Origin of the sequence: Bradyrhizobium sp. 6(2017) (assembly GCF_011058295.2) — a bacterium.
In the GTDB taxonomy this organism is placed as follows: domain Bacteria; phylum Pseudomonadota; class Alphaproteobacteria; order Rhizobiales; family Xanthobacteraceae; genus Bradyrhizobium; species Bradyrhizobium septentrionale.
The window spans coordinates 8,197,592-8,222,851 of the sequence record NZ_CP049289.2 but is presented as its reverse complement, the minus strand read 5'-3'; the positions used below and the strand labels follow the sequence as shown (position 1 = coordinate 8,222,851).

General features: G+C 63.9%; 24 protein-coding genes. 15 read left to right on the top strand and 9 right to left on the bottom strand.

Annotated elements, in window-relative coordinates; translation table 11 throughout:
* The first annotated feature begins 59 nt into the window (after positions 1 to 59).
* From G6P99_RS39090 to G6P99_RS39065, 6 genes are all read left to right on the top strand, one after another.
* Entirely contained in the window at positions 60 to 1,847 is a 1,788-nt protein-coding gene (locus tag G6P99_RS39090; RefSeq protein ID WP_165125980.1) for a tetratricopeptide repeat protein, read from the top strand.
* Positions 1,848 to 2,127: 280 nt separating this feature from the next.
* On the top strand, positions 2,128 to 3,012 hold the full coding sequence (locus tag G6P99_RS39085) for a 4-(cytidine 5'-diphospho)-2-C-methyl-D-erythritol kinase (protein ID WP_029083750.1): 885 nt from the start codon (positions 2,128 to 2,130) through the stop codon (positions 3,010 to 3,012).
* 1,077 nt (positions 3,013 to 4,089) lie between these two features.
* Positions 4,090 to 5,016 carry an SMP-30/gluconolactonase/LRE family protein gene (locus G6P99_RS39080; protein ID WP_165125977.1) on the top strand — a complete coding sequence of 309 codons (927 nt, stop codon included), beginning with the start codon at positions 4,090 to 4,092 and terminating at the stop codon, positions 5,014 to 5,016.
* 135 nt (positions 5,017 to 5,151) lie between these two features.
* Positions 5,152 to 5,745: a GNAT family N-acetyltransferase gene (locus G6P99_RS39075; protein ID WP_029084027.1), complete on the top strand. Its 594-nt coding sequence runs from the start codon at positions 5,152 to 5,154 to the stop codon at positions 5,743 to 5,745.
* A 28-nt stretch (positions 5,746 to 5,773) separates the two neighbouring features.
* Complete coding sequence (locus tag G6P99_RS39070) at positions 5,774 to 7,417, top strand: GMC family oxidoreductase (protein ID WP_029084028.1); 1,644 nt, start codon at positions 5,774 to 5,776, stop codon at positions 7,415 to 7,417.
* A 36-nt stretch (positions 7,418 to 7,453) separates the two neighbouring features.
* Positions 7,454 to 8,251 (top strand): hypothetical protein, encoded by a 798-nt coding sequence (locus G6P99_RS39065; protein WP_029084029.1) that lies wholly within the window; start codon positions 7,454 to 7,456, stop codon positions 8,249 to 8,251.
* Positions 8,252 to 8,357: 106 nt separating this feature from the next.
* Here the strand turns inward: G6P99_RS39065 and G6P99_RS39060 are convergent, their stop codons facing one another.
* The 3 genes from G6P99_RS39060 to G6P99_RS39050 form a co-directional block, all read right to left on the bottom strand.
* Positions 8,358 to 9,860, bottom strand: a complete 1,503-nt coding sequence (locus tag G6P99_RS39060; protein WP_029084030.1) for a flavin-containing monooxygenase — start codon at positions 9,858 to 9,860, stop codon at positions 8,358 to 8,360.
* 78 nt (positions 9,861 to 9,938) lie between these two features.
* Positions 9,939 to 10,781: an AAA family ATPase gene (locus G6P99_RS39055; RefSeq protein ID WP_029084031.1), complete on the bottom strand. Its 843-nt coding sequence runs from the start codon at positions 10,779 to 10,781 to the stop codon at positions 9,939 to 9,941.
* Between the two features lie 105 nt (positions 10,782 to 10,886).
* Positions 10,887 to 11,132: a GlsB/YeaQ/YmgE family stress response membrane protein gene (locus G6P99_RS39050; protein WP_029084032.1), complete on the bottom strand. Its 246-nt coding sequence runs from the start codon at positions 11,130 to 11,132 to the stop codon at positions 10,887 to 10,889.
* Between the two features lie 288 nt (positions 11,133 to 11,420).
* Here G6P99_RS39050 and G6P99_RS39045 point away from each other — a divergent pair, with 288 nt between their 5' ends.
* The 3 genes from G6P99_RS39045 to sseA all read left to right on the top strand — a co-directional run bounded on the left by G6P99_RS39045 (position 11,421) and on the right by sseA (position 14,020).
* Complete coding sequence (locus G6P99_RS39045) at positions 11,421 to 12,596, top strand: vWA domain-containing protein (RefSeq protein WP_029084033.1); 1,176 nt, start codon at positions 11,421 to 11,423, stop codon at positions 12,594 to 12,596.
* 54 nt (positions 12,597 to 12,650) lie between these two features.
* Positions 12,651 to 13,064, top strand: a complete 414-nt coding sequence (locus tag G6P99_RS39040) for a rhodanese-like domain-containing protein (RefSeq protein ID WP_029084034.1) — start codon at positions 12,651 to 12,653, stop codon at positions 13,062 to 13,064.
* Positions 13,065 to 13,162: 98 nt separating this feature from the next.
* Positions 13,163 to 14,020, top strand: a complete 858-nt coding sequence (gene sseA / locus G6P99_RS39035; protein ID WP_165125974.1) for a 3-mercaptopyruvate sulfurtransferase — start codon at positions 13,163 to 13,165, stop codon at positions 14,018 to 14,020.
* A gap of 10 nt (positions 14,021 to 14,030) precedes the next feature.
* On the opposite strand, the gene G6P99_RS39030 is transcribed toward sseA, so the two are convergent.
* A complete protein-coding gene (locus tag G6P99_RS39030; protein WP_035977868.1) occupies positions 14,031 to 14,855 on the bottom strand; it encodes a hypothetical protein in 825 nt (274 codons plus the stop codon).
* A gap of 332 nt (positions 14,856 to 15,187) precedes the next feature.
* On the opposite strand from G6P99_RS39030, the gene G6P99_RS39025 reads away from it, so the two are divergent.
* Entirely contained in the window at positions 15,188 to 16,450 is a 1,263-nt protein-coding gene (locus tag G6P99_RS39025; protein ID WP_029084036.1) for a L,D-transpeptidase, read from the top strand.
* Between the two features lie 72 nt (positions 16,451 to 16,522).
* On the opposite strand, the gene G6P99_RS39020 is transcribed toward G6P99_RS39025, so the two are convergent.
* Complete coding sequence (locus G6P99_RS39020; protein WP_029084037.1) at positions 16,523 to 17,485, bottom strand: D-2-hydroxyacid dehydrogenase family protein; 963 nt, start codon at positions 17,483 to 17,485, stop codon at positions 16,523 to 16,525.
* Between the two features lie 117 nt (positions 17,486 to 17,602).
* Positions 17,603 to 17,854 (bottom strand): hypothetical protein, encoded by a 252-nt coding sequence (locus G6P99_RS39015; protein WP_029084038.1) that lies wholly within the window; start codon positions 17,852 to 17,854, stop codon positions 17,603 to 17,605.
* Positions 17,855 to 18,127: 273 nt separating this feature from the next.
* On the opposite strand from G6P99_RS39015, the gene ettA reads away from it, so the two are divergent.
* A complete protein-coding gene (gene ettA / locus G6P99_RS39010) occupies positions 18,128 to 19,777 on the top strand; it encodes an energy-dependent translational throttle protein EttA (RefSeq protein WP_165125971.1) in 1,650 nt (549 codons plus the stop codon).
* 165 nt (positions 19,778 to 19,942) lie between these two features.
* The gene (locus G6P99_RS39005) at positions 19,943 to 20,527 is read left to right on the top strand and encodes a TIGR00645 family protein (protein WP_029084040.1); all 585 of its coding nucleotides are present in this window, start codon (positions 19,943 to 19,945) and stop codon (positions 20,525 to 20,527) included.
* Positions 20,528 to 20,544: 17 nt separating this feature from the next.
* Here the strand turns inward: G6P99_RS39005 and G6P99_RS39000 are convergent, their stop codons facing one another.
* Positions 20,545 to 21,636, bottom strand: a complete 1,092-nt coding sequence (locus G6P99_RS39000) for a toll/interleukin-1 receptor domain-containing protein (RefSeq protein ID WP_029084041.1) — start codon at positions 21,634 to 21,636, stop codon at positions 20,545 to 20,547.
* 83 nt (positions 21,637 to 21,719) lie between these two features.
* Between G6P99_RS39000 and G6P99_RS38995 the strand changes: the two genes are divergently transcribed.
* On the top strand, positions 21,720 to 22,952 hold the full coding sequence (locus G6P99_RS38995) for a lytic murein transglycosylase (RefSeq protein ID WP_029084042.1): 1,233 nt from the start codon (positions 21,720 to 21,722) through the stop codon (positions 22,950 to 22,952).
* A 154-nt stretch (positions 22,953 to 23,106) separates the two neighbouring features.
* Here G6P99_RS38995 and G6P99_RS38990 read toward each other — a convergent pair whose 3' ends face one another.
* The gene (locus G6P99_RS38990) at positions 23,107 to 23,391 is read right to left on the bottom strand and encodes a hypothetical protein (protein WP_029084043.1); all 285 of its coding nucleotides are present in this window, start codon (positions 23,389 to 23,391) and stop codon (positions 23,107 to 23,109) included.
* 237 nt (positions 23,392 to 23,628) lie between these two features.
* Positions 23,629 to 23,925, bottom strand: coding sequence for a hypothetical protein (locus G6P99_RS38985; protein ID WP_029084044.1), 297 nt, complete (start codon positions 23,923 to 23,925; stop codon positions 23,629 to 23,631).
* A gap of 353 nt (positions 23,926 to 24,278) precedes the next feature.
* Here G6P99_RS38985 and G6P99_RS38980 point away from each other — a divergent pair, with 353 nt between their 5' ends.
* Together G6P99_RS38980 and bfr are read left to right on the top strand one after the other, a co-directional pair.
* Entirely contained in the window at positions 24,279 to 24,554 is a 276-nt protein-coding gene (locus G6P99_RS38980) for a (2Fe-2S)-binding protein (protein WP_029084045.1), read from the top strand.
* 191 nt (positions 24,555 to 24,745) lie between these two features.
* The gene (gene bfr, locus G6P99_RS38975; protein ID WP_029084046.1) at positions 24,746 to 25,234 is read left to right on the top strand and encodes a bacterioferritin; all 489 of its coding nucleotides are present in this window, start codon (positions 24,746 to 24,748) and stop codon (positions 25,232 to 25,234) included.
* Positions 25,235 to 25,260 lie beyond the last annotated feature (26 nt).

The following is a 25,260-nucleotide window of genomic DNA, read 5'->3' as shown; positions in this document are numbered from 1 at the left end:
GCGAGGATCTTGGCCGTAAATCCTTCGTGGCCTTAAACCCCTGGAGCAAGGCGACCGTGATGCTGTCCACCCGTTTCAACCGCCTGACGATTGCCCTTCTTGCTGCGGCGGCGCTTGCCGTTCCTGCGCAGCTGTCGGCGCAAACGCCGGACCATCCGACCGACAATGCCGCGCAATTCCCGAGCAAGACCGACCTGAAATCGCTGACCACCGCCGGCAGCTATCTGGCGGCTCGCCACGCCAGCGTCGAGCGCGACGCGACCTCGGCTGCGGCGTTCTACCGCTCGGCGCTGCGCACCGATCCGAAGAACTCCGAGCTGCTCGACCGCGCCTTCATCTCCTCGCTCGCCGACGGCGACATCGAGGAGGCGGTCAAGCTCGCCGACCGCATCCTGACCCAGGACAAGGCCAACCGCGTCGCCCGCCTCGTGGTCGGCGTGCGCGACCTCAAGCAGAAGAAATACGCCGCCGCGCAGTCCAACATCAACCAGTCGGTCCGCGGCCCGATCACCGACCTGGTCGCGACGCTGCTGTCGGCCTGGGCCGCCCAAGGCGCCGGCGACAGCAAGGGTGCGGTCGCCTCGATCGACAAGCTGACCGGCCCGGAATGGTATCCGATCTTCAAGGACCTGCATGCCGGCATGATTTACGAGCTCGCCGGCAAGGACAAGGATGCCGGCGCCCGCTTCGAGCGCGTCTACAAGCTCGACGATTCGATGCTGCGCACGGTCGACGAATATGCGCGCTGGACCTCGCGCAACAAGGATGCCGCCGCTGCGACTGCGATGTACGAGGCCTTCGACAAGAAGCTGCCGCGCCATCCGCTGGTGCTGGAAGGCATCAAGGAGACCAAGGCCGGCAAGAAGCTGCCGCCGCTGATCGATTCACCCCAGGCCGGCGCCGCCGAGGCGCTGTACGGCATCGGCGCCACGCTGACCCGCCGCGGCGGCGAGGACCTCGCGCTGGTCTATCTGCAGCTTGCGCTCTATCTGCAGCCGAACCATCCGCTGGCACTGCTGTCGCTCGCCGATCTCTATGAATCGGTGAAGAAGCCGCAGATGGCGATCAAGGTCTATGAGCGGATGCCGGCGTCCTCGGCGCTGAAGCGCAACGCCCAGATCCAGCTCGCGACCAATCTCGACGCCGCCGACCGCAGCGACGAGGCGATCAAGATCCTGAAGGAAGTCACAACAGAGCAGCCGAAGGACATCGAGGCGATCCTGGCGCTCGGCAATATCGAGCGTGGCCGCAAGAAGTTCGGCGACTGCGCCACCACCTATTCGCAGGCGATCGACGCGCTGCCGGCCGGCGGCGACAAGAATGCCTGGGTCACCTATTACTACCGCGGCATCTGCGAGGAGCGTTCCAAGCAGTGGAACAAGGCCGAGGCCGACATGCGCAAGGCGCTCGAGCTGCAGCCCGAGCAGCCGCATGTGCTGAACTATCTCGGCTATTCCTGGATCGACCAGGGCATCAACCTCGACGAAGGCATGAAGATGATCAAGCGTGCCGTCGATCAGCGCCCCGACGACGGCTACATCGTCGACTCCCTCGGCTGGGCCTATTACCGGATCGGCAATTTCGAGGAGGCGGTGAAGAACCTCGAGCGCGCGATCGATCTGAAGCCGGAAGATCCGACTATCAACGACCATCTCGGCGATGCCTATTGGCGCGTCGGCCGCACGCTGGAAGCCAAGTTCCAGTGGGCGCATGCGCGCGACCTCAAGCCCGAGCCGGACGAGTTGCCGAAGATCCAGGCCAAGATCGACAACGGCCTGCCGGACGATGCCAACTCCTCCGCCGCCTCCGCCGACAAGAAGAAGGACGACGACGGCAAGGGCGGCTAGGCGCATAAGTCGCTAGCGCTGCATTTTCAGTTGAGGCGTCATGCCCGGGCTTGTCCCGGGCATTTGCGCGCCTATTCAATTGTTCTGTCATTCCGGGGCGCCCGAAGGGCGAACCCGGAATCTCGAGATTCCGGGTTCGATGCTGCGCATCGCCCCGGAATGACGGTAAGAGTGTCTCAGGCGTGTCCCAGACCCGGAATTTCCTTGCCAACAAAGGGATAGGATCATGGTGCGATTTACGCTAATCGCACACGATATCGTTTTTTAGGGGTTTATCGCCGTGCCGGCGCTGATTGAAGAAGGGCGTGCCAAGGTCAACCTGACGCTGAAGGTTGTCGGGCGGCGCGTCGATGGGTTTCACGACCTGGAGAGCGTCGTCGCGTTTGCCGATTGCGCCGATCGACTCACGCTCGAGCCGGGCTCCGGGCTGTCGCTTGCGATGTCAGGACCGCTCGCCGATGCCTGCGGCGATACGTCAGACAATCTGGTGCTCAAGGCGGCGCGCCTGCTCGGCGAGCAGGTCGTCGACCTCAAGGTCGGCCACTTCACACTGGAGAAGGTGCTGCCGGTTGCGGCCGGCATCGGCGGCGGTTCGGCGGACGCCGCGGCCGCGCTGCGGCTGCTGGCGCGGCTCAACGAGCTCTCGCTCGACGATAGCAGGATCATGGCGGTCGCGCTGCAGACCGGCGCCGACGTGCCGGTGTGCGTCGCCTCGCGCGCCTGCGACATGACCGGCGTCGGCGAAGGCCTGCTGCCGCTCGACCTGCCGAAAATGCCCTGCGTGCTGGTCAATCCGCGCGTGCCGGTCGCGACCAGGGACGTTTTCAATGCGCTCGGCCTGCGCAACGGCGAACTCCTGATCGGCGCCACCGACGTCATGATGCAGGCGCCGTCCTGGCCGGAGGGGCACGCGGTCGACGACTGGATCGCGGCGCTCAAGCGCGGCACCAACGATCTCGAAGCCCCCGCCGCGCGGATCGAGCCCGTCATCAGCGACGTGCTATCCGCCTTGCGCGCGGCGAGGGCCGTTCGCCTCGCCCGCATGTCGGGCTCCGGCGCGACCTGCTTTGCGATCTTCGAAACCGACGCCGACGCCGAGGCCGCCGGCGAAAAGCTCCGCGCCGATCACCCCGGCTGGTGGGTGCATGCGGGGACGTTGAGTTGAGCTCTTCCGTCATTCCGGGGCGCGCCTCTTGGCGCGAGCCCGGAATCCATTTTGCCACCCGTGATGTTGCCTGATGGATTCCGGGCTCTCGCTTCGCGAGCCCCGGAATGACGGCTGGGGTGCGACAAAACAACCCGACGGGCAACTCAGTAAAACCTGTCAATGCTCGCGCGCGAAAATATTTCGCTTTATCAGAAATGAAACTCAGTGCTATAAATCCGCCCGTCTCACCCGATCGAGGGGCGCTTCGCGATCGTCACGAACGCGGTGTGGGATGCGGTGGACGCCGAGTGTGTGACTGACGAGAGCACGCGAAGCGGACGGCGAAGTCGCGTGGTCCTGACGCCCTAGCGGCCGGTGTCCCCTTGTAAGACGCAATTGCGTCTTGCGAAGGCGGTGACAAACAAGCCCAGTCTCGCCGGGGAGAGCGCGAAGTAAGCCGTAACCCATCGCGCAGGGAAAGCCGGAGTTTCCGGTTACACCTGTGGTCCTACCCCCGAGCTTTCTACCCATTGCTCGGGGCCCATGGGTGCGATCGGCACCCGGCTTTCCCTGCGCCCTCTGCGAGAGAGGGGGCGAAACGAAGAGCAAAGCTCGGACAATTCATGTCGCGAGAATGCGAAGCCGCGTCCCCACCACATCTGTCATCGCCCGGCTCGACCGGGCGATCCAGTACGCCGCGGCCCCTCGGTTCAAGCACCGGCGTCTCTGGAATACTGGATCACCCGCATGCGCGGGTGATGACACCGAACAAGCTGTTTGGCCGGTCGAATCGAAGACCATCTTCATCGTCGTCCTGGCGAAAGCCAGGACCCATTACCCCAAATGAGAATTGTTGTGCGATGTCGGGGGCAACGATCCCATTCATCACCAAGTGTGGTGGTTATGGGTCCTGGCTTTCGCCAGGACGACGCCGTTGGTGTGGTCATGATGGAGCCCGCCACCTCAACGCCGGGCAGCGTTGCGCCGCTGATTGCTTGGCAAGCCAAACCCACTTTGCCATAACAGGGGAAATAACATGTTGCGCGTGCGGGGCCGTTCGGAATCCGCCTGCAGCCCAAGAGCCGGGAGGATGCCATGGCCAATATCCGAGTTCTCGCCACTGATCTGGAGTTTCCCGAAGGCCCGGTCGTGATGCCCGACGGTTCGGTCGTGCTGGTCGAAATCCGCGGCCAGCGGCTGACGCGAGTCTATCCCGACGGGCGCAAGGAGATCGTCGCCAAGGTGCCGGGCGGCCCGAACGGTGCCGCGCTCGGTCCCGACGGCAAGATGTACATCTGCAACAATGGCGGCTTCTCCTGGATCCCGACCAAGAACATGATCATGCCGGGTCCGCAGCCCGAGGATTATCTCGGCGGCTCGATCCAGCGCGTCGATCTGCGATCCGGCAAGGTCGAGACCGTGGTGACGAAATGCGGCGAGCATGGGCTGCGCGGCCCGAACGATCTGGTGTTCGACAGGCAGGGCGGCCTGTGGTTCTCCGATCTCGGCAAGCGCCGCGCCCGCGACATGGATGTCGGCGCGTTCTACTATCTGAAGCCCGGCATGAACGAGATCGTCGAAGCCGTGCACGGCATCCTGCCGGCCAACGGTATCGGCCTGTCGCCGGACGAGGAGACCGTCTACATCGCGGAGACGCCGACTGCGCGGCTGTGGGCCTATGAGGTGTCCGAGCCCGGCACCGTCAAACCGCGCGACATCATCTATCGCGGCGAGCGCGGCAAGCCGATCGCGGGCCTCGGCGGCTACCAGATGTTCGACTCGCTCGCGGTGGAGGCATCAGGCAATATCTGTGTCGCGACGCTGGTCTCGGGCTGCATCTCGGTGATCGCGCCCGACGGCACCGTGGTCGAGCAGGTGCCGACCGGCGATCGCGTCACCACCAACATCGCCTTCGGCGGCCCCGAGCTGAAGACCGCGTACATCACGCTGTCGGGCAAGGGCGAGCTGATCGCGATGGACTGGCCGCGGCCGGGATTGCCGCTCAACTTCTTGAACAAATGATGCACTTGCCGTCATTGCGAGGAGCGCAGCGACGAAGCAATCCATCCCTCCACATGCGCGGATAGATGGATTGCTTCGCTTCGCTCGCAATGACGGGTTAAAGTGAGGTCCTGCTTCTACGTAGAGGATGTTCGAATGCCCTGGCTTGAACCTGTCACCCTTCGCGGCGCGCATGCGCGGCTTGAACCGCTGTCGCACGCTCACGTCGATGGACTGACGGAAGCCGTGAAAGACGGCGGTCTCTCGAACCTCTGGTACACCGCGATTCCGCAACCGGAGAACATGACGAAGGAGATCGACCGCCGGCTCGGCCTGCACACCGCGGGCACGATGCTGCCGTTCACGGTGTTCGATGCCGACGGCAAGATTTCCGGCATGACGACCTACATGAATGTCGACACGCCGAACCGCCGCGTCGAGATCGGCTCGACCTGGTACGCCAAGCGTGTGCAGCGCAGCGCGGTCAACACGCAGTGCAAGCTGCTGCTGCTGCAACATGCCTTCGAGAAGCTCGATTGCATCGCGGTCGAGTTCCGCACGCATTTCTTCAATCACCAGAGCCGGCGCGGCATCGAGCGTCTCGGCGCCAAGCAGGACGGCATCCTGCGCAGCCATCAGATCGCGCCCAACGGCACGTTGCGCGATACCGTGGTTTACAGCATCATCGCCAGCGAATGGCCGACGGTGAAGGCCCATCTCAACTATCAACTCAACGAAAAACCGCGCTGAGACCGCAGTCGGCGCCAGAAACGAGACGATGGAAACGTTCGATTATGTGATCATCGGCGCAGGTTCCGCCGGAAGCGTGCTGACCAACCGGTTGAGCGAAGATGCGGGCACGAGGGTCTGCGTGCTCGAGGCGGGGCCGAGCGACTGGCATCCCTACATCCATCTGCCGGCCGGCTTCATCAAGACCTTCCACATGAAGAGCGTGAACTGGGCCTACCAGCAGGAGGTGGGTCCCTACACCGGCGGGCGCAGCATCTATGCGCCGCGCGGCAAGACGCTCGGCGGCTCGTCGTCGATCAACGGCCACATCTACAACCGCGGCCAGCGCCAGGATTTCGACACCTGGGCGCAGCTCGGCAATCGCGGCTGGGGCTATCCCGACGTGCTGCCGTATTTCCGGCGCATGGAGCGAAGGATCGGCGAGGGCGACGATACCTATCGCGGCCGTGACGGCAATCTCACCGTCACCACGATGGACTGGCAGGACCCGCTCTGCGAGGCCTTCATGGCCGGCGCAGTCAGCCTCGGCATTCCGCGCAATCCCGACTACAACGGCCAGATCCAGGAGGGCGTGTCCTATTGCCAGCGTACCATCCTGAACGGCCTGCGCGTCAGTGCGGCGACCGCCTATCTGCATCCGGCGCGGCGGCGGCCGAATGTCGATGTGCGTACGCATGCCCATGTCACCGGGATCATCTTCGAGGGCAAGCGTGCGGTCGGCGTGCGCTACAACCGCGGCGGCAAATACGGCGACCCGCTCGAGATTCGCGCCACCAAGGAGGTCATCCTCTCCGGCGGCGCCTACAACTCGCCGCAGCTGTTGCAGCTCTCCGGGGTCGGTTCGCCTGAGCTGTTGCAGGCGCACGGCATCGAGGTGCGGCACGCACTGCCGGGTGTCGGCGAAGGCCTGCAGGATCACTACGCGCCGCGCTCGGTGGCGCGGGTCAAGAACATCCGGACCATCAACGAAATGCGCCGCGGTTTCAGCCTGTGGGGCGAAGCAATCAAATGGGCGACGACGCGGCGCGGTCTGCTGTCGCTGTCGCCGACCATGGTCTACTGCTTCTGGCATTCCGGCGAGACCACCGAGAGCTCCGATTTGCAGCTCACCTTCACGCCGGCGAGCTACAAGGAAGGCGTGCAGGGCCAGCTCGAGGACGAGCCCGGCATGACGGTGGCGTCATGGCAGCAGCGGCCGGAGAGCCGCGGCTATGTCCGGATCCGCTCCGCCGATCCGTTCGCGCCGCCGATCATCCAGACCAACTATCTCGCCGAGGAGATCGACCGCCGCGTCGTCGTCGCCGGCATGAAGCTGGCGCGCCGGCTGCTCGCCTCCGAGCCGCTCAAGCCGTACTACGCCTACGAGGATTTTCCGGGTCCGAAGGTGACGAGCGACGAGGAGCTGCTCGCCGCCGCGACCCAGCGCGGCACCACCACCTTCCATCCCGGCTGCACCTGCCGGATGGGACCGGCCGACGCGCCATGGGCCGTGGTCGACGACCAGCTCCGGGTCCATGGCATGCAGGGCCTGCGCGTGATCGACGCCTCGATCATGCCGCGGATGATCTCCGCCAACCTCAACGCCTCGACCTTGATGATCGCCGACAAGGCCTCCGACATGATCCGCGGCAAGACGCCCGAGGTGGCGGCGAAACTGCCGGAGTATGCGTGAGGAAGGACTTCGACATGCATTGGCTAGGGAGAACGAATGGACGAGCATCCGCTGCTGAGGGCGGTGGCGGGTTGGCCGGGTCGATGCCCGGCGCAGCTCGCATTTGAGGCGCTTGGGTTTTCGATCCACAGAGCTTGGCAAGAGGAAATCGGCGAATTCTGCGGAGAAAAGCATTCGGAGTTGCTCAATCGATACTGGGACGAAGTGGCTATTGAAACGATGCAGTCGCTCGGGCAAGGAAATTCAGACCAACGCGCCTTCGTCATTGAGCCACAATATCGTTCTGTTTTCTTGGACGAACTGTTTGCCGCTAGACCGCCGATTGAACTGCCATATCGGAATCCACCGCTTCTCAGGTGTTTGCTCGACCACACCAAGAAGGTGTCGGAGGATCGGGAATTCCGAGAAAGCCGGATTACGCTCTACAGTGGATTGCAGAAGGCGGAAGGGGCGCGGCTGGGCCTCGACGTTGAGCGCAGATTGATCAAGAAGACGGATGTTGTCCCTTTCATCGATCAGTTCTGTGGCGCGTTGGGATTCGAGGCTCGTTCGCGCAACCGTTGGCGGAAGAAGGTGAGCGGCGGTCTTGTCTTTGAGGTTGGCGTGTGGCTCGGTGGTAATGTTTTTCGCATGTGGTCTCCACTCAAGTTTCGAATCTTCCACGTGGATGAACCAAAGTATGCGTTCGATACCGAGGGAACCCCCGTACTCGACCGGCTAGTTCCCGGGGCGGGCATGTACGGGCGATGGGGCAGTGACCTCGACTATGTTCTCGGCGTCAGAGCCCTAATTGAGTTGTTCAATGCAATTGCCGGTACACTGGTAGATGCGTAGCCACCGCCAATGTCAGTGCGAGCGAAACGATCCCTATCGCCGCGCAGCCGATAGATGGATTGCTTCGTCGCTATGCTCTTCGCAATGAGAAGTTGAAAGAGGGAGCTCAGCCGTAGACGAACGCCTTGTCCTCGAGATCGATCGCCGGGAATTCGTCCTTCTCGGCCCAGTAGTCCTGGTTGTGCTGCCACTCCGGCTTGTCGCCGCGCTTCGGCAACAGGTGCATGCCGCGCATCATGTAGCCGGGGTTGAAGTTCTCCGGATCGATCCACGGCTGCAGCGGCATGTTGTGGTCTTCGGGGCGGAGCGCCGGCGTCACCTTGTTCGCGCCGGTTGCCTTCATGTGCTGCAGCAGGCGGCAGACGAAGTCGGCGACCAGATCGACGCGCAAGGTCCAGCTGGCGCGGAAATAGCCGAACACCCAGACCAGGTTCGGCACGCCGGTGAACATCATGCCGCGATAGGTCACGGTGTCCTTGAACTCGAGCGGCTTGCCGTCGATCTCGAAGTCGATGCCGCCATTGGCGGAGAGGTGGAAGCCGGTCGCGGTGATGATGATGTCGGCCTCGAGCTCCTTGCCGGACTTGAGCAGGATGCCCCTCTCGGTGAAGCGGTCGATCTCATCGGTGACGACGGAGGCCTTGCCGCCCTTGATAGCCTGGAACAGGTCGCCGTCCGGAATGAAGGCGATGCGCTGCCGCCACGGCCGGTAGCGCGGCGTGAAGTGGGTGGCGATATCGTAGTCCTTGCCGAGATAGGCTTCCACCGCCGACAGCAGGTCCTTCTTGGCAGCCTCGGGCTCCGCAAAGGTCTTGCGGGTGAAGGTGTCCTGGTCGAGCAGGATCTTGCGGCGAGTGATCTCGTGGATCCAGCTCTCGTCGACCTGCAGCTTGCGCAGTTCCTCGGCGATCTCGATCGCGTTGCGGCCGGTGCGGAAGTAGGTCGGCGAACGCTGCAGCATGGTGACATGGCCGGCATCCTTGGCCATCGCCGGGATCAGCGTCGCGGCGGTGGCGCCGGAGCCGATCACGACCACGCGCTTGCCCTTGTAGTCGAGGTCATCGGGCCAGGTCTGGGGATGGATGATCGGACCCTTGAACTTCGCCATGTCGGTCCACTCGGGGGTGTAGCCCTCGGTGTGGCTGTAATAGCCCTGGCACATCCAGAAGAAGTTGGTGGTGAAGCGCAGCCTCTCGCCGGTGTCGATACGCGTCGCATCGACGGTCCAGAGGTTGGTCTCGTTCGACCACTTCGCCGCGGTGATGGTGTGGCGGTAGCGGATGTGGCGGGCGAGATCGTTCTCCTCGATCACCTCGCCCATGTATTTCAGGATTTCGGCCGCGCTGGCGATCGGCGCGCTGGTCCACGGCTTGAAGCGATAGCCGAAAGTGTGCAGGTCGCTGTCGGAGCGGATGCCGGGATAGCGGTGGGTGGACCAGGTGCCGCCAAAGGTCTTCTGCGTTTCCAGCACCACGAAGCTGGTGCCCTTGCATTGCGTGGTGAGGTGATAGGCGGCGCCGACGCCAGAGATGCCGGCGCCTGCGATCAGGACGTCGAAATGCTCGGTCGTGACAGGCTCGGCAGCGCGGATTTGGGTCTGGACGTTCATCTTCCCTGGTCTTCTTTTTGTTTGAGCTGTGGAAGCAAAACGCCGGAGCGAATGCCCCGGCGCCTGCCGATATCGGAACTAGACTTCGCGGCGGCTGAGGAACGCCAGCCGCTCGAACAAATGGACGTCCTGCTCGTTCTTGAGCAGCGCGCCGTGCAGCGGCGGGATCAGCTTGCGCGGGTCGCGCTCCCTCAGCATCTCCGGCGTGATGTCCTCGTTCAGCAGCAGCTTGAGCCAGTCGAGCAGCTCGGAGGTCGAGGGCTTCTTCTTCAGGCCCGGCACCTCGCGCACCTCGAAGAAGATCCGCAGCGCCTCTTCCACCAGCCGCTTCTTGATGTTGGGGAAGTGCACGTCGACGATCCTGCCCATGGTGTCGGCGTCGGGGAACTTGATGTAGTGGAAGAAGCAGCGGCGCAGGAAGGCGTCCGGCAGTTCCTTCTCGTTGTTCGACGTGATCATCACGATCGGGCGCAGCTTCGCCTTGATGGTCTCGCCGGTCTCGTAGACATGGAACTCCATCCGGTCGAGCTCGAGCAAGAGGTCGTTGGGGAATTCGATGTCGGCCTTGTCGATCTCGTCGATCAGGAGCACCGGGCGCTTCCCGTGGGTGAAGGCCTCCCACAATTTGCCGCGCTTGATGTAGTTCTTGATGTCGGACACGCGGGCGTCGCCGAGTTGGCTGTCGCGCAGGCGCGAGACGGCGTCGTATTCGTAGAGACCCTGCTGCGCCTTGGTGGTCGACTTGATGTGCCAGGTCAAAAGCGGCGCGTCGATCGCCTTGGCGACTTCCTCGGCCAGCACGGTCTTGCCGGTGCCGGGCTCGCCCTTCACCAGCAGCGGGCGCTCGAGCACGATGGCGGCATTGACGGCGACCTTGAGGTCATCGGTGGCGACGTAGTCCTTGGTACCCGTGAATTTCATCGATCTCTTTGCCTTGCTTGGTTCGTTGGCCGCATGGGCCGCCACTTGGGCCTCAACATGAAACGACCGCTCTCGCAGCGGCCGTTGGGAATGCAAATTTTCTGGTCACGCGCGTCTGATCAGCGACACGATCACCAGCACGACCACCGCGCCGATGGTCGCGTTGACGATGTCGCGGATCGCGCTGCCGCCGAGGCTGATGCCGAGTTGCGGCAACAGCCAGCTCGCCACCAGCGCGCCGATGATGCCGACAACGATGTTGCCGATCAGCCCGAAGCCCGCGCCGCGCACGATCAGCCCAGCGAGCCAGCCGGCAATCGCACCGATCACCAGTGCCGCAATGATGCCCATTCAAACGTCCTGCCCAATGTCTTGTCAGGCGCAATTGTAATTGAAAAAGCCGGACGGTCTAGGGCGGATTCCGCAGCGCAGCGGTACCCTGAACGGCACCGGGTGCATGGAATGTTGGGCATCATGTTTCCGCCCTGCGGAATGACTGCGGCACAGATGCGCGGGGGCGACGTCGCTGGGGTGGCCCCGGCAAAATATGGCTGCAGGGGGACAGATCAAAGCCGATCGCCGGCCCTGACATGGCTGTGCCCCTTGACGTCACCGGTCCAGCGGGCGATCTAGGTGGGTATGTTCCTGCAGTTCTTCACATCGCTGCGCGACGCCCAGGTCCCCGTGACGCTACGGGAATATCTGACCTTGATGGAAGCGCTCGACGCCGATCTCGCCGAACAGACGGTCGAGAACTTCTACTATTTGTCGCGCGCCGCCCTGGTGAAGGACGAGCGCAATCTCGACAAGTTCGACCGCGTGTTCGGCACCGTGTTCAAGGGGCTCGAGAGCCTACTCGACGCCATGGGCAAGGCGGAGATCCCCGAGGAGTGGCTGAAGAAGCTCGCGGAGAAATATCTCACCGAGGAAGAGAAGAAGCAGATCGAGGCCATGGGCTGGGACAAGCTCATGGAGACCTTGAAGAAGCGGCTCGAGGAACAGAAGGCCCGTCACCAGGGCGGCAGCAAGTGGATCGGCACCGCCGGCACCTCGCCGTTCGGTGCCCATGGCTACAATCCCGAAGGCGTCCGCATCGGGCAGGAGAAGAACCGCAACAACCGCGCCGTGAAGGTGTGGGACAAGCGCGAGTTCAAGGATCTCGACGGCAATGTCGAGCTCGGCATCCGCAACATCAAGGTGGCGCTGCGGCGGCTACGCAAGTTCGCCCGCACCGGCGCGCCCGATGAACTCGACCTCGACACCACGATCAAGGAGACCGCCAACCACGGTTATCTCGACGTGCATATGCGGCCCGAGCGGCGCAACGCGGTCAAGGTGCTGGTGTTCTTCGATATCGGCGGCTCGATGGATTCGCATATCGAGCAGGTCGAGGAGCTGTTCTCGGCCGCCAAGAGCGAATTCAAGCACATGGAATATTTCTACTTCCACAACTGCCTCTATGAAGGCGTCTGGAAGCAGAACAAGCGGCGCTTCACCGATCGCACGCCGACCTGGGACGTGCTGCATAAATATCCGCACGACTACAAGGTGGTGTTCGTCGGCGACGCCTCGATGTCGCCGTACGAGATCATGGTTCCCGGCGGTTCGGTCGAGCACGTCAACGAGGAGGCCGGTTCGGTCTGGCTCGACCGCATCACCCGCACCTATCCGCACGCGGTGTGGCTCAATCCGGTGGCGCAGAAGCACTGGGACTATTCGGAATCGACCACCATCATCCGCCGCCTGTTCTCCGAGCGCATGTATCCGATCACGATCGAGGGTCTGGAGCATGCGATGCGGGAGCTGGTGCGGTAAACGCGCAATGCGTCGCGCGCCTGTGGGCGCGCCAATAACGTCAGGGAGAGCGCCATGCCCCAGAACATCCACCGCGGCATCAAGGTGATGATCGACGAGGCCAATGCCGAGATCGAGACCATCAGCGCGGCCGATGCGATCACGCTGATCGGCAAGAACGACGTCGTGATTGTCGACATCCGCGATCCCCGCGAGATCGAACGCGACGGCAAGATCCCCGGCGCGTTCTCCTGCACCCGCGGCATGCTGGAGTTCTGGATCGATCCGAACAGCCCCTACGCCAAACCGATCTTCCAGGAAGACAAGAAGTTCATCTTCCACTGCGCCGGCGGCCTGCGCTCGGCGCTCGCCGCCAAGACCGCGAAAGACATGGGTCTGAATCCGGTCGCGCATATGGGCGGCGGCTTCGCCGCCTGGCGCGAAGCCGGCGGGCCGATCGAGGCGTGGGAGCCGAAGAAGAAGGGCTAGTGGATGTCACACGCGGGCCTGACCCGCGTGTCCATCGTTTCAAAAGGAAGATGGATTGCCGGATCAAGTCCGGCAATGACGATGGAGAGACATGCAAGATGACGGCCACCGACGATCCGCTCGTTTCGACCGAATGGCTGGCTGCGCATCTCGGTGACGCCAATGTGAAGGTGCTCGACGCGACCTTCAAGCTTCCGGGCGTGCTGCCGCTGCCGAAGGACGATTACCTCGCCGCGCATCTGCCGGGTGCTGTGTTCTTCGACGTCGACGCGGTGTCCGACCATTCAAATCCGCTGCCGCACATGTTTCCGAGCGCCGAGCAGTTCGGCCGCGACATCGGCGCGCTCGGTGTCAGTAATGCCGGCACCGTCGTGATCTATGACGCCGGCGGTTGGGTCGCCGCGCCGCGCGCCTGGTGGATGTTCCTGTCCTATGGCCATCGCAACGTGCGCATTCTCAACGGCGGTCTGAAGAAATGGCGCGCCGAGGGCAGGGCGGTCGAGAGCGGTGAGGTGAAGCCGAAGCCTGCGACCTTCACGGCCAGCTATGATCCGAAGCGCGTGCGCAGCATCGAGCAGATGATCGCCAATGTCGAAAGCCGTGCCGAGCAGGTGATCGATGCGCGCGCCGCAGATCGGTTCGAGGGCCGCGCGCCGGAGCCGCGGCCGGGCATTCGCGCCGGTCACATCCCGGGCGCGCGCAACGTGCCCTACAACAATCTGTTCGATGCCGCGACCGGCGAGATGAAGCCGCTCGACGATCTGCGCAAGTCGTTCACCGGTGCCGGCGTGAAGCTCGATGCGCCTGTTGTCACGAGCTGCGGCTCGGGCGTCTCGGCCGGCGTGCTGACGCTCGCGCTCTACCGGATCGGCGTCACCGACACCGCGCTCTATGACGGCTCGTGGTCGGAATGGGGACAGGCCAGCGGCCCGCCGATCGCGACCGGACCTGCCTGATTGCCAATCCCTAGCGCCGGGTGAGCGGTATCGGCTGGCCGAACGGATCGAGCTGCTGAACGACCTGCCGCGCTGGCGGCGCGCGGACGATCCGACGCCGTTTCTTGCGGTGCTCGGGCTTGCTGGTCGCGCTGCGCTCCGGCCTCTTCGCCTCAACGGCCTTCGGCGCCGCCGGCTGTGCGACGACCACCTCCGGTCCGCCCAGCGTTGCGATCTTCGTCGCGGCCGCGATCGCCTCGGGTGAAGGCGGCGGTGCCGGCTCCGGCGCAGCCATTGCTGGTGCCGGTGCGGCAGGCGCGGGCTCGCTGCTTGCGGCGGGCGGATCGGCCACTGCGGCGACCTTGACCTCAGTGCTGGCCGGCGCCGCTTCGGTGGGTGCCGGTGCCGGCTGGGATGTCGGCGAGGGATCTGTGGCAGGGGCCTCCGAGGCAGTCTCGGCTGATTGCGCTGGCGCTGACGTTTCCACCGCCGCCGCTTCCGGCTTGGGCGGGCAGGGCGGGGACGGATCGTCGGCTTTCACGGCGGCGAGCTGCTCCGGCTCGGCCGGAGGCGCGGCCTCGGCGCGAGCGGAGGGCTCCGACACAGCCGGGGTCGCGGGGGACGCAATATCGGCCGTCACCTTGTCGGCGGCGGGCGGCTCGACGCGCACCATGGCGAGCACCGGTGATGGTTCCGGCTGCTGCGCGAACTGCGGCTCGGGCGGCGCCCGGCGAGCCGGAATGCTGGCGAATTCCTCATGTGCGGCGCGCAGCAGCGCGGCCGCGCCTAACCCGAACACCAGAAGCGACGTCGCCAGCACGATCGCAGCGAACAGGAAACGAAGGCCGGGGAGCATGGGCGCGGGTTCCCCCTTCTGCGGGAGGGTCTTTGATGTCGAGGGAACGCGGTGACCACACGAGAAAGCCGGTGTCGCGAGCGCGAATCAGGCCGATTCGAGGATATCGCAACGCCCGAAGACTGTTTGTTACAAAATGCGGGTGCTTGATGACTTTGGGCACGTGGACAAACATTCCCGACCCATGAGACATCTTTGCCGCAACGATAACGCGACATCACAAAAGGCCCGAAACAGCCCGGGTTTCGCGGATTTGTCTTGAATGCGCCGCTATCTTCCTGCATTGGGCCGTTAACGGTCCGGTGTGGCTTGGGGACTATACAAGAGCAATGATGATCAACCGCATTCTGACGATTTGCGCTGCCGCGGCTCTTGGCGTGGCAGGAACCTCGCTTGCGCATGCGCAGCAGGGTTATCCGGCGCCCCAGGGCCCGGCCTATTCGGCCGCGCCGCAGCCCTACTCGCAGGGCAGCATGCCGGACTTCGATGGGCTCGACGATGAAGACGAGCCGCGCAATTCGGCTGGGCTGCCGCCGCCCGGCCCGGTGATCTCGCCGGACAACCCGCGCTATGGCCGCCCGATGAACGCTCCGCCGGTTTATTCCGACCGTGGCGCACCGACCGGTCCGGTGATGTCGCCTGACGATCCACGCTACGGCCGTCCGATGAACGCCCCGGTCTATTCCGACCGTGGTGCGCCGACTGGCCCGGTGATGTCGCCCGATGATCCGCGCTATGGCCGGCCGATGGGACCGCCCCCGGTGATCTATGGCGATCGCTCGCCGGGCGCGCCGCCGCAGGGCTACCGGGACAATGGTGTTCCGGCCGCCGGCGTTGCCTATGGCGACGACCGCAACGGCATGCGTCCGCCCGAGGCGGTTGGCGCCGCCGGTGTCACCGGAACGGTGCCGCAGCAGCAGGCGCCGGTCGATGCCAATGGCAAGCCGCTGCAAATCGCGTCGCTGCCGGCGGACGAGCAGCCGGAAGACGGGCCGGCGCAACTGGCGCCGAACCTGCGTCGGCAGGAAGTGGCGTTCGCGACCAAGGAGCCGGCCGGCACCATCGTCGTCGATACGCCGAACACCTACCTCTATTACATCCTCGGCAATGGCCGGGCGATCCGTTACGGCGTCCGCGTCGGCCGCGACGGCTTCACCTGGACCGGCGTGCAGAAGATCACCCGCAAGGCCGAATGGCCGGATTGGCATCCGCCGACGGAGATGATCGAGCGTCAGCCCTATCTGCCGCGCTTCATGGCCGGTGGACCCGGCAATCCGCTCGGCGCTCGCGCGATGTATCTCGGCTCGACGGTGTATCGCATCCACGGCACCAACCAGCCGTCGACCATCGGCAAGTTCGTCTCGTCGGGCTGCATCGGCATGCTGAACGAGGACGTCTCGGATCTGTTCGAGCGCACCAAGGTCGGCACCCGCGTGGTTGTCCTGCCTGGCGGCGCTGCCCCGGGAACGGCGACGGCCTCCGCCGCGCCGATGCCCGCCAACCCGATGGCGCCGACCCAGGCTCAAGCCGCGCCGCTGCCCGGCACGCAGCCGACCACCGTCCAGCCGCTGCCCGCGCCGGTGACGGTGCGCTAGGCCGACCTGCAATTCATCATGAAAAAGGCGCGCGAACAGCGCGCCTTTTTTGTTGCTGATATACGCCTGGTCTCAGCCCAGTCGCCGCGGCGGCTCGGCGCCCTTGGTGAAGGCGTCGATGCATTCGACCATCTGCTGATAGTGAATCTGCAGGCTCTCGCGCGTCGCGTAGCCGAGATGCGGCGTGATCACGACGTTGTCGAGCTTGCGCAGCGGGTGATCTGACGGCAGCGGCTCGACCGAGAACACGTCGATGCCGGCGCCGGCGATCTTCTTCTCACGGAGAGCGACAAGGAGTGCGTCTTCGTCGACGATCGGCCCGCGCGCGGTGTTGACGAGAAAGGCCTGTGGCTTCATGCGCGCGAGATCGGCGGCGCCGACCAGTCCGCGCGAGCGCGGGCTCAGCACGACATGGATGGTGATGATGTCGGCGGTCGCGAACAACTCGTCCTTGCTGGCATAGCCGACGCCGGCCTCCTTGCACTTTTCCGGCGTGAGGTTGGGGCTCCAGGCGATGACGTTCATGCCGAACGCCTTGGCCATGCCGGCGACCTTGCTGCCGAGCTTGCCGAGGCCGATGACACCGAGCGTCTTGCCCTCGATCTCGGTGCCGGCAAAGGTCTGCCAGGGTTCGCCGGCGTGCATGCGCGCATTCTCGCGGCCGATGCCGCGCGTCAATTCCAGGATCAGGCCCATGGTCAGGGGCGCGGTGGGATCGCGGCTATATTGCGTGCCGCACAGCACGACCTTGCGGTCCTTGGCGGCCTCCATGTCGATTGCGGCGTTGCGCATGCCCGAGGTGATCAGGAGCTTGAGCTTGGGCAGCGCGTCGAGCAGGCTGCGCGGGAACGCCGTGCGCTCGCGCATCGCGCAGACGATCTCGAAATCCTTCAGCTTCGCTGCCGCATCCGCCTCGCTCGTGAACGGCTTGTCGAACACTGTCACGTCGACCCGGTCCTTGACCGCCGGCCAGTCGGCCAACGAAAGCGCGATGTCAAAATAGTCGTCGAGGATTGCACAGCGCAGCCGCGTCATCGGGAAGATCCATTCAGGGTGAGGGCGACGGCAAGGACATTAACCGCCGGGGATCCCTGATGGTCGCGCGCAATCGGCAGGCGCGCAAGCGGGTGCGGTTTCAAAAAGCGGCGATTGTCACACCGGCCGAGACGGCCTCTCGGCCTTGGTGGAGCGGATGTCGGCCAGCATCGTCCGGACCACCGGCGACAATGCCATCTGCTTGGCGCGGCAGGCCGGACCCGGACCACGCATATAGTGCAGTTCCGGCCGGTAGGGGTTGAAGGCCTTGGCGACGAAGGCGCGCAAAAAGGCGCGGAATTCGGCGAACGGCGTCGCCTCGCCCTTGATCGCCGGACGCGAAAGAGGTGCTGAAATGATGGTAGCCATGACGCGGCCTCTGCTGTCTTGCTCGCGGTTCTGCCGCGAAAAACGCCATTTTTCGGCGTTGAGAACGAGTTTTCGCCTGATTTATTAAAAGATGGTTTCAATTGTCATGATCGGGCGCACACATGGTGGCGAACCCGTAGTCACCCGTGGTGAACAGACGAAACGTGGTGAACGGACGGAAAACAGAGGACCCGCGGTTGCGCTTTCGGGGGCCGGCCGCTACATCGGCGGCAGCAAAATTTCCACAAATCGGATCAATTCCAGGGACAGCGGATGGCTCGCCAGTTCATCTATTTCATGCAGGGTCTGACCAAGGCATATCCGACCCGAAAAGTGCTCGATAACGTCCATCTGTCGTTCTACCCGGACGCCAAGATCGGCGTGCTCGGCGTCAACGGCTCGGGCAAGTCGACGCTGCTCAAGATCATGGCCGGCCTCGACAAGGAGTATAACGGCGAGGCCTGGGTCGCCGAGGGCGCCCGCGTCGGCTATCTCGAGCAGGAGCCGCACCTCGATCCCGCGCTCAACGTCCGTGAAAACGTCATGCTCGGCGTTGCCAAGCAGAAGGTGATCCTCGACCGCTACAACGAGCTCGCGGTCAATTATTCGGACGAGACCGCCGATGAGATGACCAAACTGCAGGACGAGATCGAGGCGCAGGGCCTGTGGGATCTCGACAGCAAGGTCGACCAGGCGATGGACGCGCTGCGCTGCCCGCCCGACGATGCCGACGTCACCAAGCTCTCGGGCGGCGAGCGCCGCCGCGTTGCGCTGTGCCGCCTGCTGCTCGACCAACCGGAATTGCTGCTGCTCGACGAACCGACCAACCATCTCGACGCCGAGTCGGTGTCGTGGCTGGAAGGCCATCTGCGCAACTATCCGGGCGCGATCCTGATCGTGACCCACGATCGCTACTTCCTCGACAACGTCACCGGCTGGATCCTCGAACTCGACCGCGGCCGCGGCATCCCCTACGAGGGCAACTATTCGTCCTGGCTGCAGCAGAAGCAGAAGCGGCTGGAGCAGGAAGGCCGCGAAGACGCCGCCCACCAGAAGACGCTGGCCCGCGAGCAGGAGTGGATCGCGTCCTCGCCAAAGGCGCGTCAGGCCAAGTCCAAGGCGCGCTACCAGCGCTACGAAGAGCTGCTGAAACAGGCCAGTGAAAAGCAGACCCAGACCGCGCAGATCACGATCCCGGTCGCCGAACGGCTGGGCCAGAACGTCGTCGACTTCGAAGGCCTCAGCAAGGGGTTTGGCGACCGCATGCTGATCGACGACCTTACCTTCAAGCTGCCGCCGGGCGGCATCGTCGGTGTGATCGGTGCCAACGGCGCCGGCAAGACCACGCTGTTCAGGATGATCACCAAGCAGGAAGAGCCGGACAAGGGCTCCATCACGGTCGGCGAAAGCGTTCATCTCGGCTATGTCGACCAGTCGCGCGACGCGCTCGACGGCAAGAAGACGGTGTGGGAGGAGATTTCAGGCAACAACGAGCTGATCCTGCTCGGCAAGAAGGAAGTCAACTCGCGCGGCTATTGCTCGTCGTTCAACTTCAAGGGCGCCGACCAGCAGAAGAAGGTCGGCGCGCTGTCCGGCGGTGAGCGCAACCGCGTGCATCTCGCCAAGATGCTGAAGTCGGGCGCCAACGTGCTGCTGCTCGACGAACCGACCAACGACCTCGACGTCGACACGCTGCGCGCGCTGGAAGAGGCGCTGGAGGATTTTGCCGGCTGCGCCGTCATCATCAGCCATGATCGCTGGTTCCTCGACCGCATCGCGACCCACATCCTGGCCTTCGAAGGCGACAGCCATGTCGAATGGTTCGAAGGCAATTTCCAGGATTACGAAAAGGACAAGATGCGCCGGCTCGGCCAGGACAGCATCATTCCGCATCGCGTGAAATACAAGAAGCTGACGCGCTGATCGGTTCGAGCGGTCGAGCGCGGCCATCGCGCCGCGTTCGACCGCTCTTCGTTTGCAGGATCGTGACGGCATCGCGGCGCAATCTGCGGCCAGTTGTCGCTTTTCAACGGCGCGGGATTGCGTAGATAAAGCGTTCCGCAAATCGAATCCCGCGAGCACTCCAATATGTCCGCTATTTCAGACGCGCGCGCGCCCGCGAAGGGCCGGTCGCTGCGTCCCGTTCCCATGCTGATCTTCGGATCGCGCTGGCTGCAATTGCCGCTCTATGTCGGCCTCATCATCGCCCAGGGCGTCTATGTCGTGCTGTTCCTGAAGGAACTCTGGCACCTGTTCGCCCACGCCTTCGACTTCAGCGAGCAGCAGATCATGCTGGCCGTGCTCGGCCTGATCGACGTCGTCATGATCTCGAACCTTCTGGTGATGGTGATCGTCGGCGGCTACGAGACCTTCGTGTCTCGGCTCAACCTGCAGGGACATCCCGACGAGCCGGAATGGCTCAGTCATGTCAACGCCAGCGTGCTGAAGATCAAGCTGGCGATGGCGATCATCGGCATCTCCTCGATCCATCTGCTGCGCACCTTCATCGAGGCCGGCGCGCTGTCGTCGGGCAAGGGCAACTACACCGAAACCGGCGTGATGTGGCAGACCATCATCCACTGCGTCTTCATCCTGTCGGCCATCGGCATCGCCATCGTTGACAAGCTGTCGAACGACTCGATCGAAGGTGCCAAGCAGCAGGTCACGCACTAGCTAACGGCGGCGCGGCGTCACCGCGCCGCGCGTGAGCCGAACAATGCCGGCGCGGATCTGCCGAGCCATTCGGGGATCTGCGCCGCGCCGCGCGGAAATCCGCGGGCCATGGCGAGGATGAACGCGGTCTGCCAGACGCCGAACAGCACCAGCCAACCCAGCAAGGTCGGCAGCCTGACGATCGCGCCGTAAATGATTCCGGCAGCGATGGCCGCGATCCATGTCACCACGACGCTGTCGATCCGCCTGAACGCCGGGTTGGTCAGCAGCACGCCGAGAATGGTGATGGCTCCGCCGACGGCGCCGCCGATGCCGCCGATCAGATAACCCATGTAGGGATTGTTGCCGAGCGTCTCGGTGATCTGCGCCGAGTTGGCGGCATTGCCGTCGATTGGGACGGTCCTCGCATACTGGCCGAGCGCCTGAAGCGTGACGGCGCTGGCATCGTAGGCCGCGATCCATGCCGCAGTCGTGATGGCGACCACCAGCGCCAGTTGAAGCCGGTCCCTGGCGCCAAACATGACGTTGCACGTTGCAACCGCCATGCCAAAGACCACGCCGGGCAGGATCGTGATCCCGCCGGCGTCGGAGACGACGAACGAATATTGCAGGACGTTGAGCGCATAGGTCGCGATCAGGCTGCAGATGACGGCGGATGCAAGCGCCAGCACGACGAAGGGCAAGCTGGCCCGGCCTCGCGACTGCGCGCTTTCGGCCGCCAGCATGCGGTCCACCGCGGCCCGCGTCTCGGCGGCGGCGCTGCCTTGCGGTTCGAGGATTGTGACCGCCTTGAGATAGGTCGGAACCTGGTCGAGCGGGGTCGGCGCCATCATCACCGGCAGCACGCGGTTGCTCGGGTTCGGCCATTTGGTCCGGGCAAAGGCGAGTTCGCTCAGCGTGTATCGCCCCTTGGTCACCGATTCCGGACTGATCAGGAACACCATAAAATCGCTGCTTTCGATGGCTTTTTCGACGCGCGCATCGAAACTGTCGCCCGGCGGAAGATCGTCGTGTGAAAAGAAAACGTCATGATCGCAATTGCGCAGCGACTGGGCGATGCTGTCAGCCTGCGATTCCAGTTCGGAGGGAAACGACAGAAATATGCGCATGGCAAAACCTACCACCCAGAATTGAATTCTGACAATTGCCGAGTTCACATTGCAATGCCTGTTTCCGCGGGATGAGATCGATCATGAAGTGGCCAGCAACCATTGCCGCATTCGCGCTGCTGCTGTGTGCGCCGTTGCAGCGGCCCGCGCACGCGGCCGATGCGGCGTTCACGCAGTTCATCGCCTCGCTCTGGCCGGAAGCCAGGGAGGCCGGCGTGTCGCGAGAAACCTTTGATCGCGAGACCCGCTCGCTCGAGCCCGATTACAAGCTGCCCGATCTGATCCTGCCCGGACGTCCGAAGACCGGCGCGCCGGCGCAGGCCGAGTTCGTGCAGGTGCCGGCCGATTACATCAAGGAAGCCTCGATCGCGCGGCTCGCGGCGGAGGGCCAGAGGCTGTTGCAGAAGTATCGTCCTTCGCTCGATGCGATCGAGAAGCGGTTCGGCGTTCCCTCGACCATCGTGCTGGCGATCTGGGGCCGCGAGACCGACTACGGCCGCTATTCGCTGCCCTACGACACGCTGCGCGTGGTGGCGACGCAGGCCTATGTCGGCCGCCGCAAGGATCAGTATCGCACCGAGTTCATCCTCGCGCTGAAGATCCTCGGCGAGGGCGCGGTGACGCGCAAGGAGCTGCGCTCATCCTGGGCGGGCGCGACCGGCTACACCCAGTTCCTGCCGTCGGAGTATTACAAGCACGGCGTCGATCTCGACGGCGACGGCCGGGTCGACATCTGGCACTCGGTGCCGGACGCGCTCGCTTCGGCCGCGCAGCAGCTTGTCAACAAGGGCTGGCAGCCCGGCGTGCGCTGGGCCTATGAGGTGACCCCGCCTGCCAATGTCGATTGCACGATGGGTGTGCCCGAAGTGACCAAGCCCATCAGCCAGTGGCTGCGGGCAGGCTTCGTGCCGGTACGCGGACAGAAGCTCAACGCCACGGAGCAGGCGCAATCGGCCTCGCTGCTGCAGCCCGAGGGCATCTACGGTCCCGCGTTCCTGACCACGCCGAACTACTTCGTGATCAAGGAGTACAATTTCTCCGATCTCTACGTGCTGTTCGTCGGCCATCTCGCCGACCGCATGACGAGCCCGCAGCCATTCGCGACGCCATGGGCGGCCTCCAAGCAGCTGCGCTCGGCCGATGTCGAGGCGATGCAGCAGCAACTGACGCGGATCGGTCTCTACAAGGACAAGCTCGACGGCAAGGCCGGGATGCAGACCCGCGCGGCGCTCGGCGCCTATCAGAAGCAGGCCGGGCTGAAGGTCGATTGCTGGCCGAGCGAGGCGGTGCTGCGCGCGATGAACGGGGCGCGCTGAGGCTCTAGCTTTTTGTTTTTGACGCGTTGTCTTCACGCGAACCGGTGTCCATCCCGCATCAAGTGCGGGACAGGCTTTGCTCGAAAACGCTCCAGAAAACAAAAACCCGGCCGCGAGGCCGGGTTTTCGAGGGTGATGCAGATAGCCCGATCGATCAGTCGCAAACCTGGATGCGACGGAAGCGCCAGCCGTAGCCGTCCCAGAACCGCTCGCGAACCCAGCGGCAGGGAGCTTCTTCGACGTAGGTCGGCGCCGGTGCAACATAGACCGGGGCCGGACGGGCGCCTGCAATCGCGCCGCCCAGCAGGGCGCCGCCGATCAGGCCGCCGGCAACGCCGGCCGCGACGGCGCCGCCGTCACCAGCCTTGGCAGCCGGAGCAACCGCCAGCGAACCGGCAATCGTGGTAACGGCAACGAGGGCAGCTAAAGTCTTCTTCATGTCTTTGGCTCTCCTGGAAAGGTGGTGGCGTCTTGGTTCGACGCCGGGCTTGGGTGACTCAGCACGCTGATCTCGAACTGCTGTCTTGCTAAACAGCGCAGAACAGTCAACCGAAAGTAAACGTCCGCAGGCTCATCGCGTAGAAAAGCGGTTTTTTCTGGCCTTCAACAGCGGATGTCCCGGAGAACAGTCGGTTTTCCGGGACATCTGGTTCGATTTAATCGAGATGAACGGCGATCAGTCGCAAACGCGGACCCTGCGCACGCGCCAGGAGTAGCCGTCCCAGAATCGCTGGCGCTGCCAGACACAATCGGCACCGTAACCGGGCTCGGCGACATAGGCCGGACCGGGTGCGTAGCCGGGCGCGTAGTAGCCGTTCTGCGATGCAATCGCGCCGCCGACGATGGCGCCACCGATCAATCCCGCGGCGACGCCGGCGGCGACACCGCGTTGTGCCTGGGCCGGGGCGGGCATCGCCACAGCTGAAATCGCCAGAGTGGCGGCGGCGCCGAGCGCCAGCAATGTCTTCTTCATGGCATGACCTTTCTCACGGGAGCCGAGGACAGCGTATGCAAGCAATCTGTCGAGCTCAAGGGTTCCATATTCTGCTTGAATGATCAATGAACGAGGCCGCCGCAATCGCGTCCAAATCCCTCCGGTCAGTTGCATATCTTGCACCGCACAAACCGAGCCAGGCGGTGGAGCGGGGAATTGAGCCACAAACCGCCCCGAATCCGCGGCGAACCCCGGTTTCGATTTAGACTCGTTCCAATATGAATCCCGCATCAGTTTGGAATTGCTACAAGAACTGCTTTTTCCTTTTGCATCCCGCCGGGGGCGACAATATCCATATTGCCAAGCATCACCGATGGACCCGCCTTTCTCCGATGATTGTCTGTTCCTGTAACGTCCTCAGCGACCACGATGTCCGCAATGCCGTGAGCGCCGGCGGGCCCGTGACACGAAATGCCAAGCAGGTCTATGGCTGCCTCGGCTGCAGTGCCGAATGCGGCCGCTGCGCGCGCACCATCAAGGCGATCATCGACGAGGCGCTCGGTCCCTGCGCCAAGGCCTGCTGCGCCGGCTGCCCCCACGCCGGCCATCCGCATGCTGCCAACGAGGACGACGCCGAGCCGGCCGAATTCGCGCTCGCGGCCTGTTAAGGCTGCCTTTTTTCGACGCTTTATTCTTCACGCGAACCGGCTTCCGCTTCGCGCGAAAACGCCCCGCAAATCCACCCGAATCCGGTTATCCAGGCGCCGTTTCTGCGCAGGGTTGCTCTTGCCGTGAATCTTATTTAGAAACATTCTAAATTCAAACCGGCCAGCGTTGGCCGCGACAGGTGGAGTGGATCATGCAAGGCGACCCGAAGGTCATTGATTATCTGAACAAGGGGCTGCGCAGCGAACTGACCGCCATCAATCAGTACTGGCTGCACTACCGGATGCTCAACAATTGGGGCCTTCTGGAGATGGCCAAGGTCTGGCGCAAGGAGTCCATCGAGGAGATGGAGCACGCCGACAAGTTCGTCGATCGCATCCTGTTCCTCGACGGCTTCCCGAACCTGCAGGTGCTCGATCCCCTGAAGATCGGCCAGGACGTCAAGGAGATCATCGAGTGCGATCTGGCCGCCGAGATCGGCGCCCGCACGCTCTATCAGGAGGCGGCGACCTACTGCCACGGCGTCAAGGACTACGTCAGCCGCGACCTGTTCGAGAAGCTGATGAAGGACGAGGAAGACCACATCGACTTCCTCGAGACCCAGCTCGACCTGATCAAGCGCATCGGTCTTGAACTCTATACCCAGAAGCACGTCGGTCATCTGAAGGGCGAGGAGTCCTGATCGGCTCCCTCGCTCGGAGAGCGGCT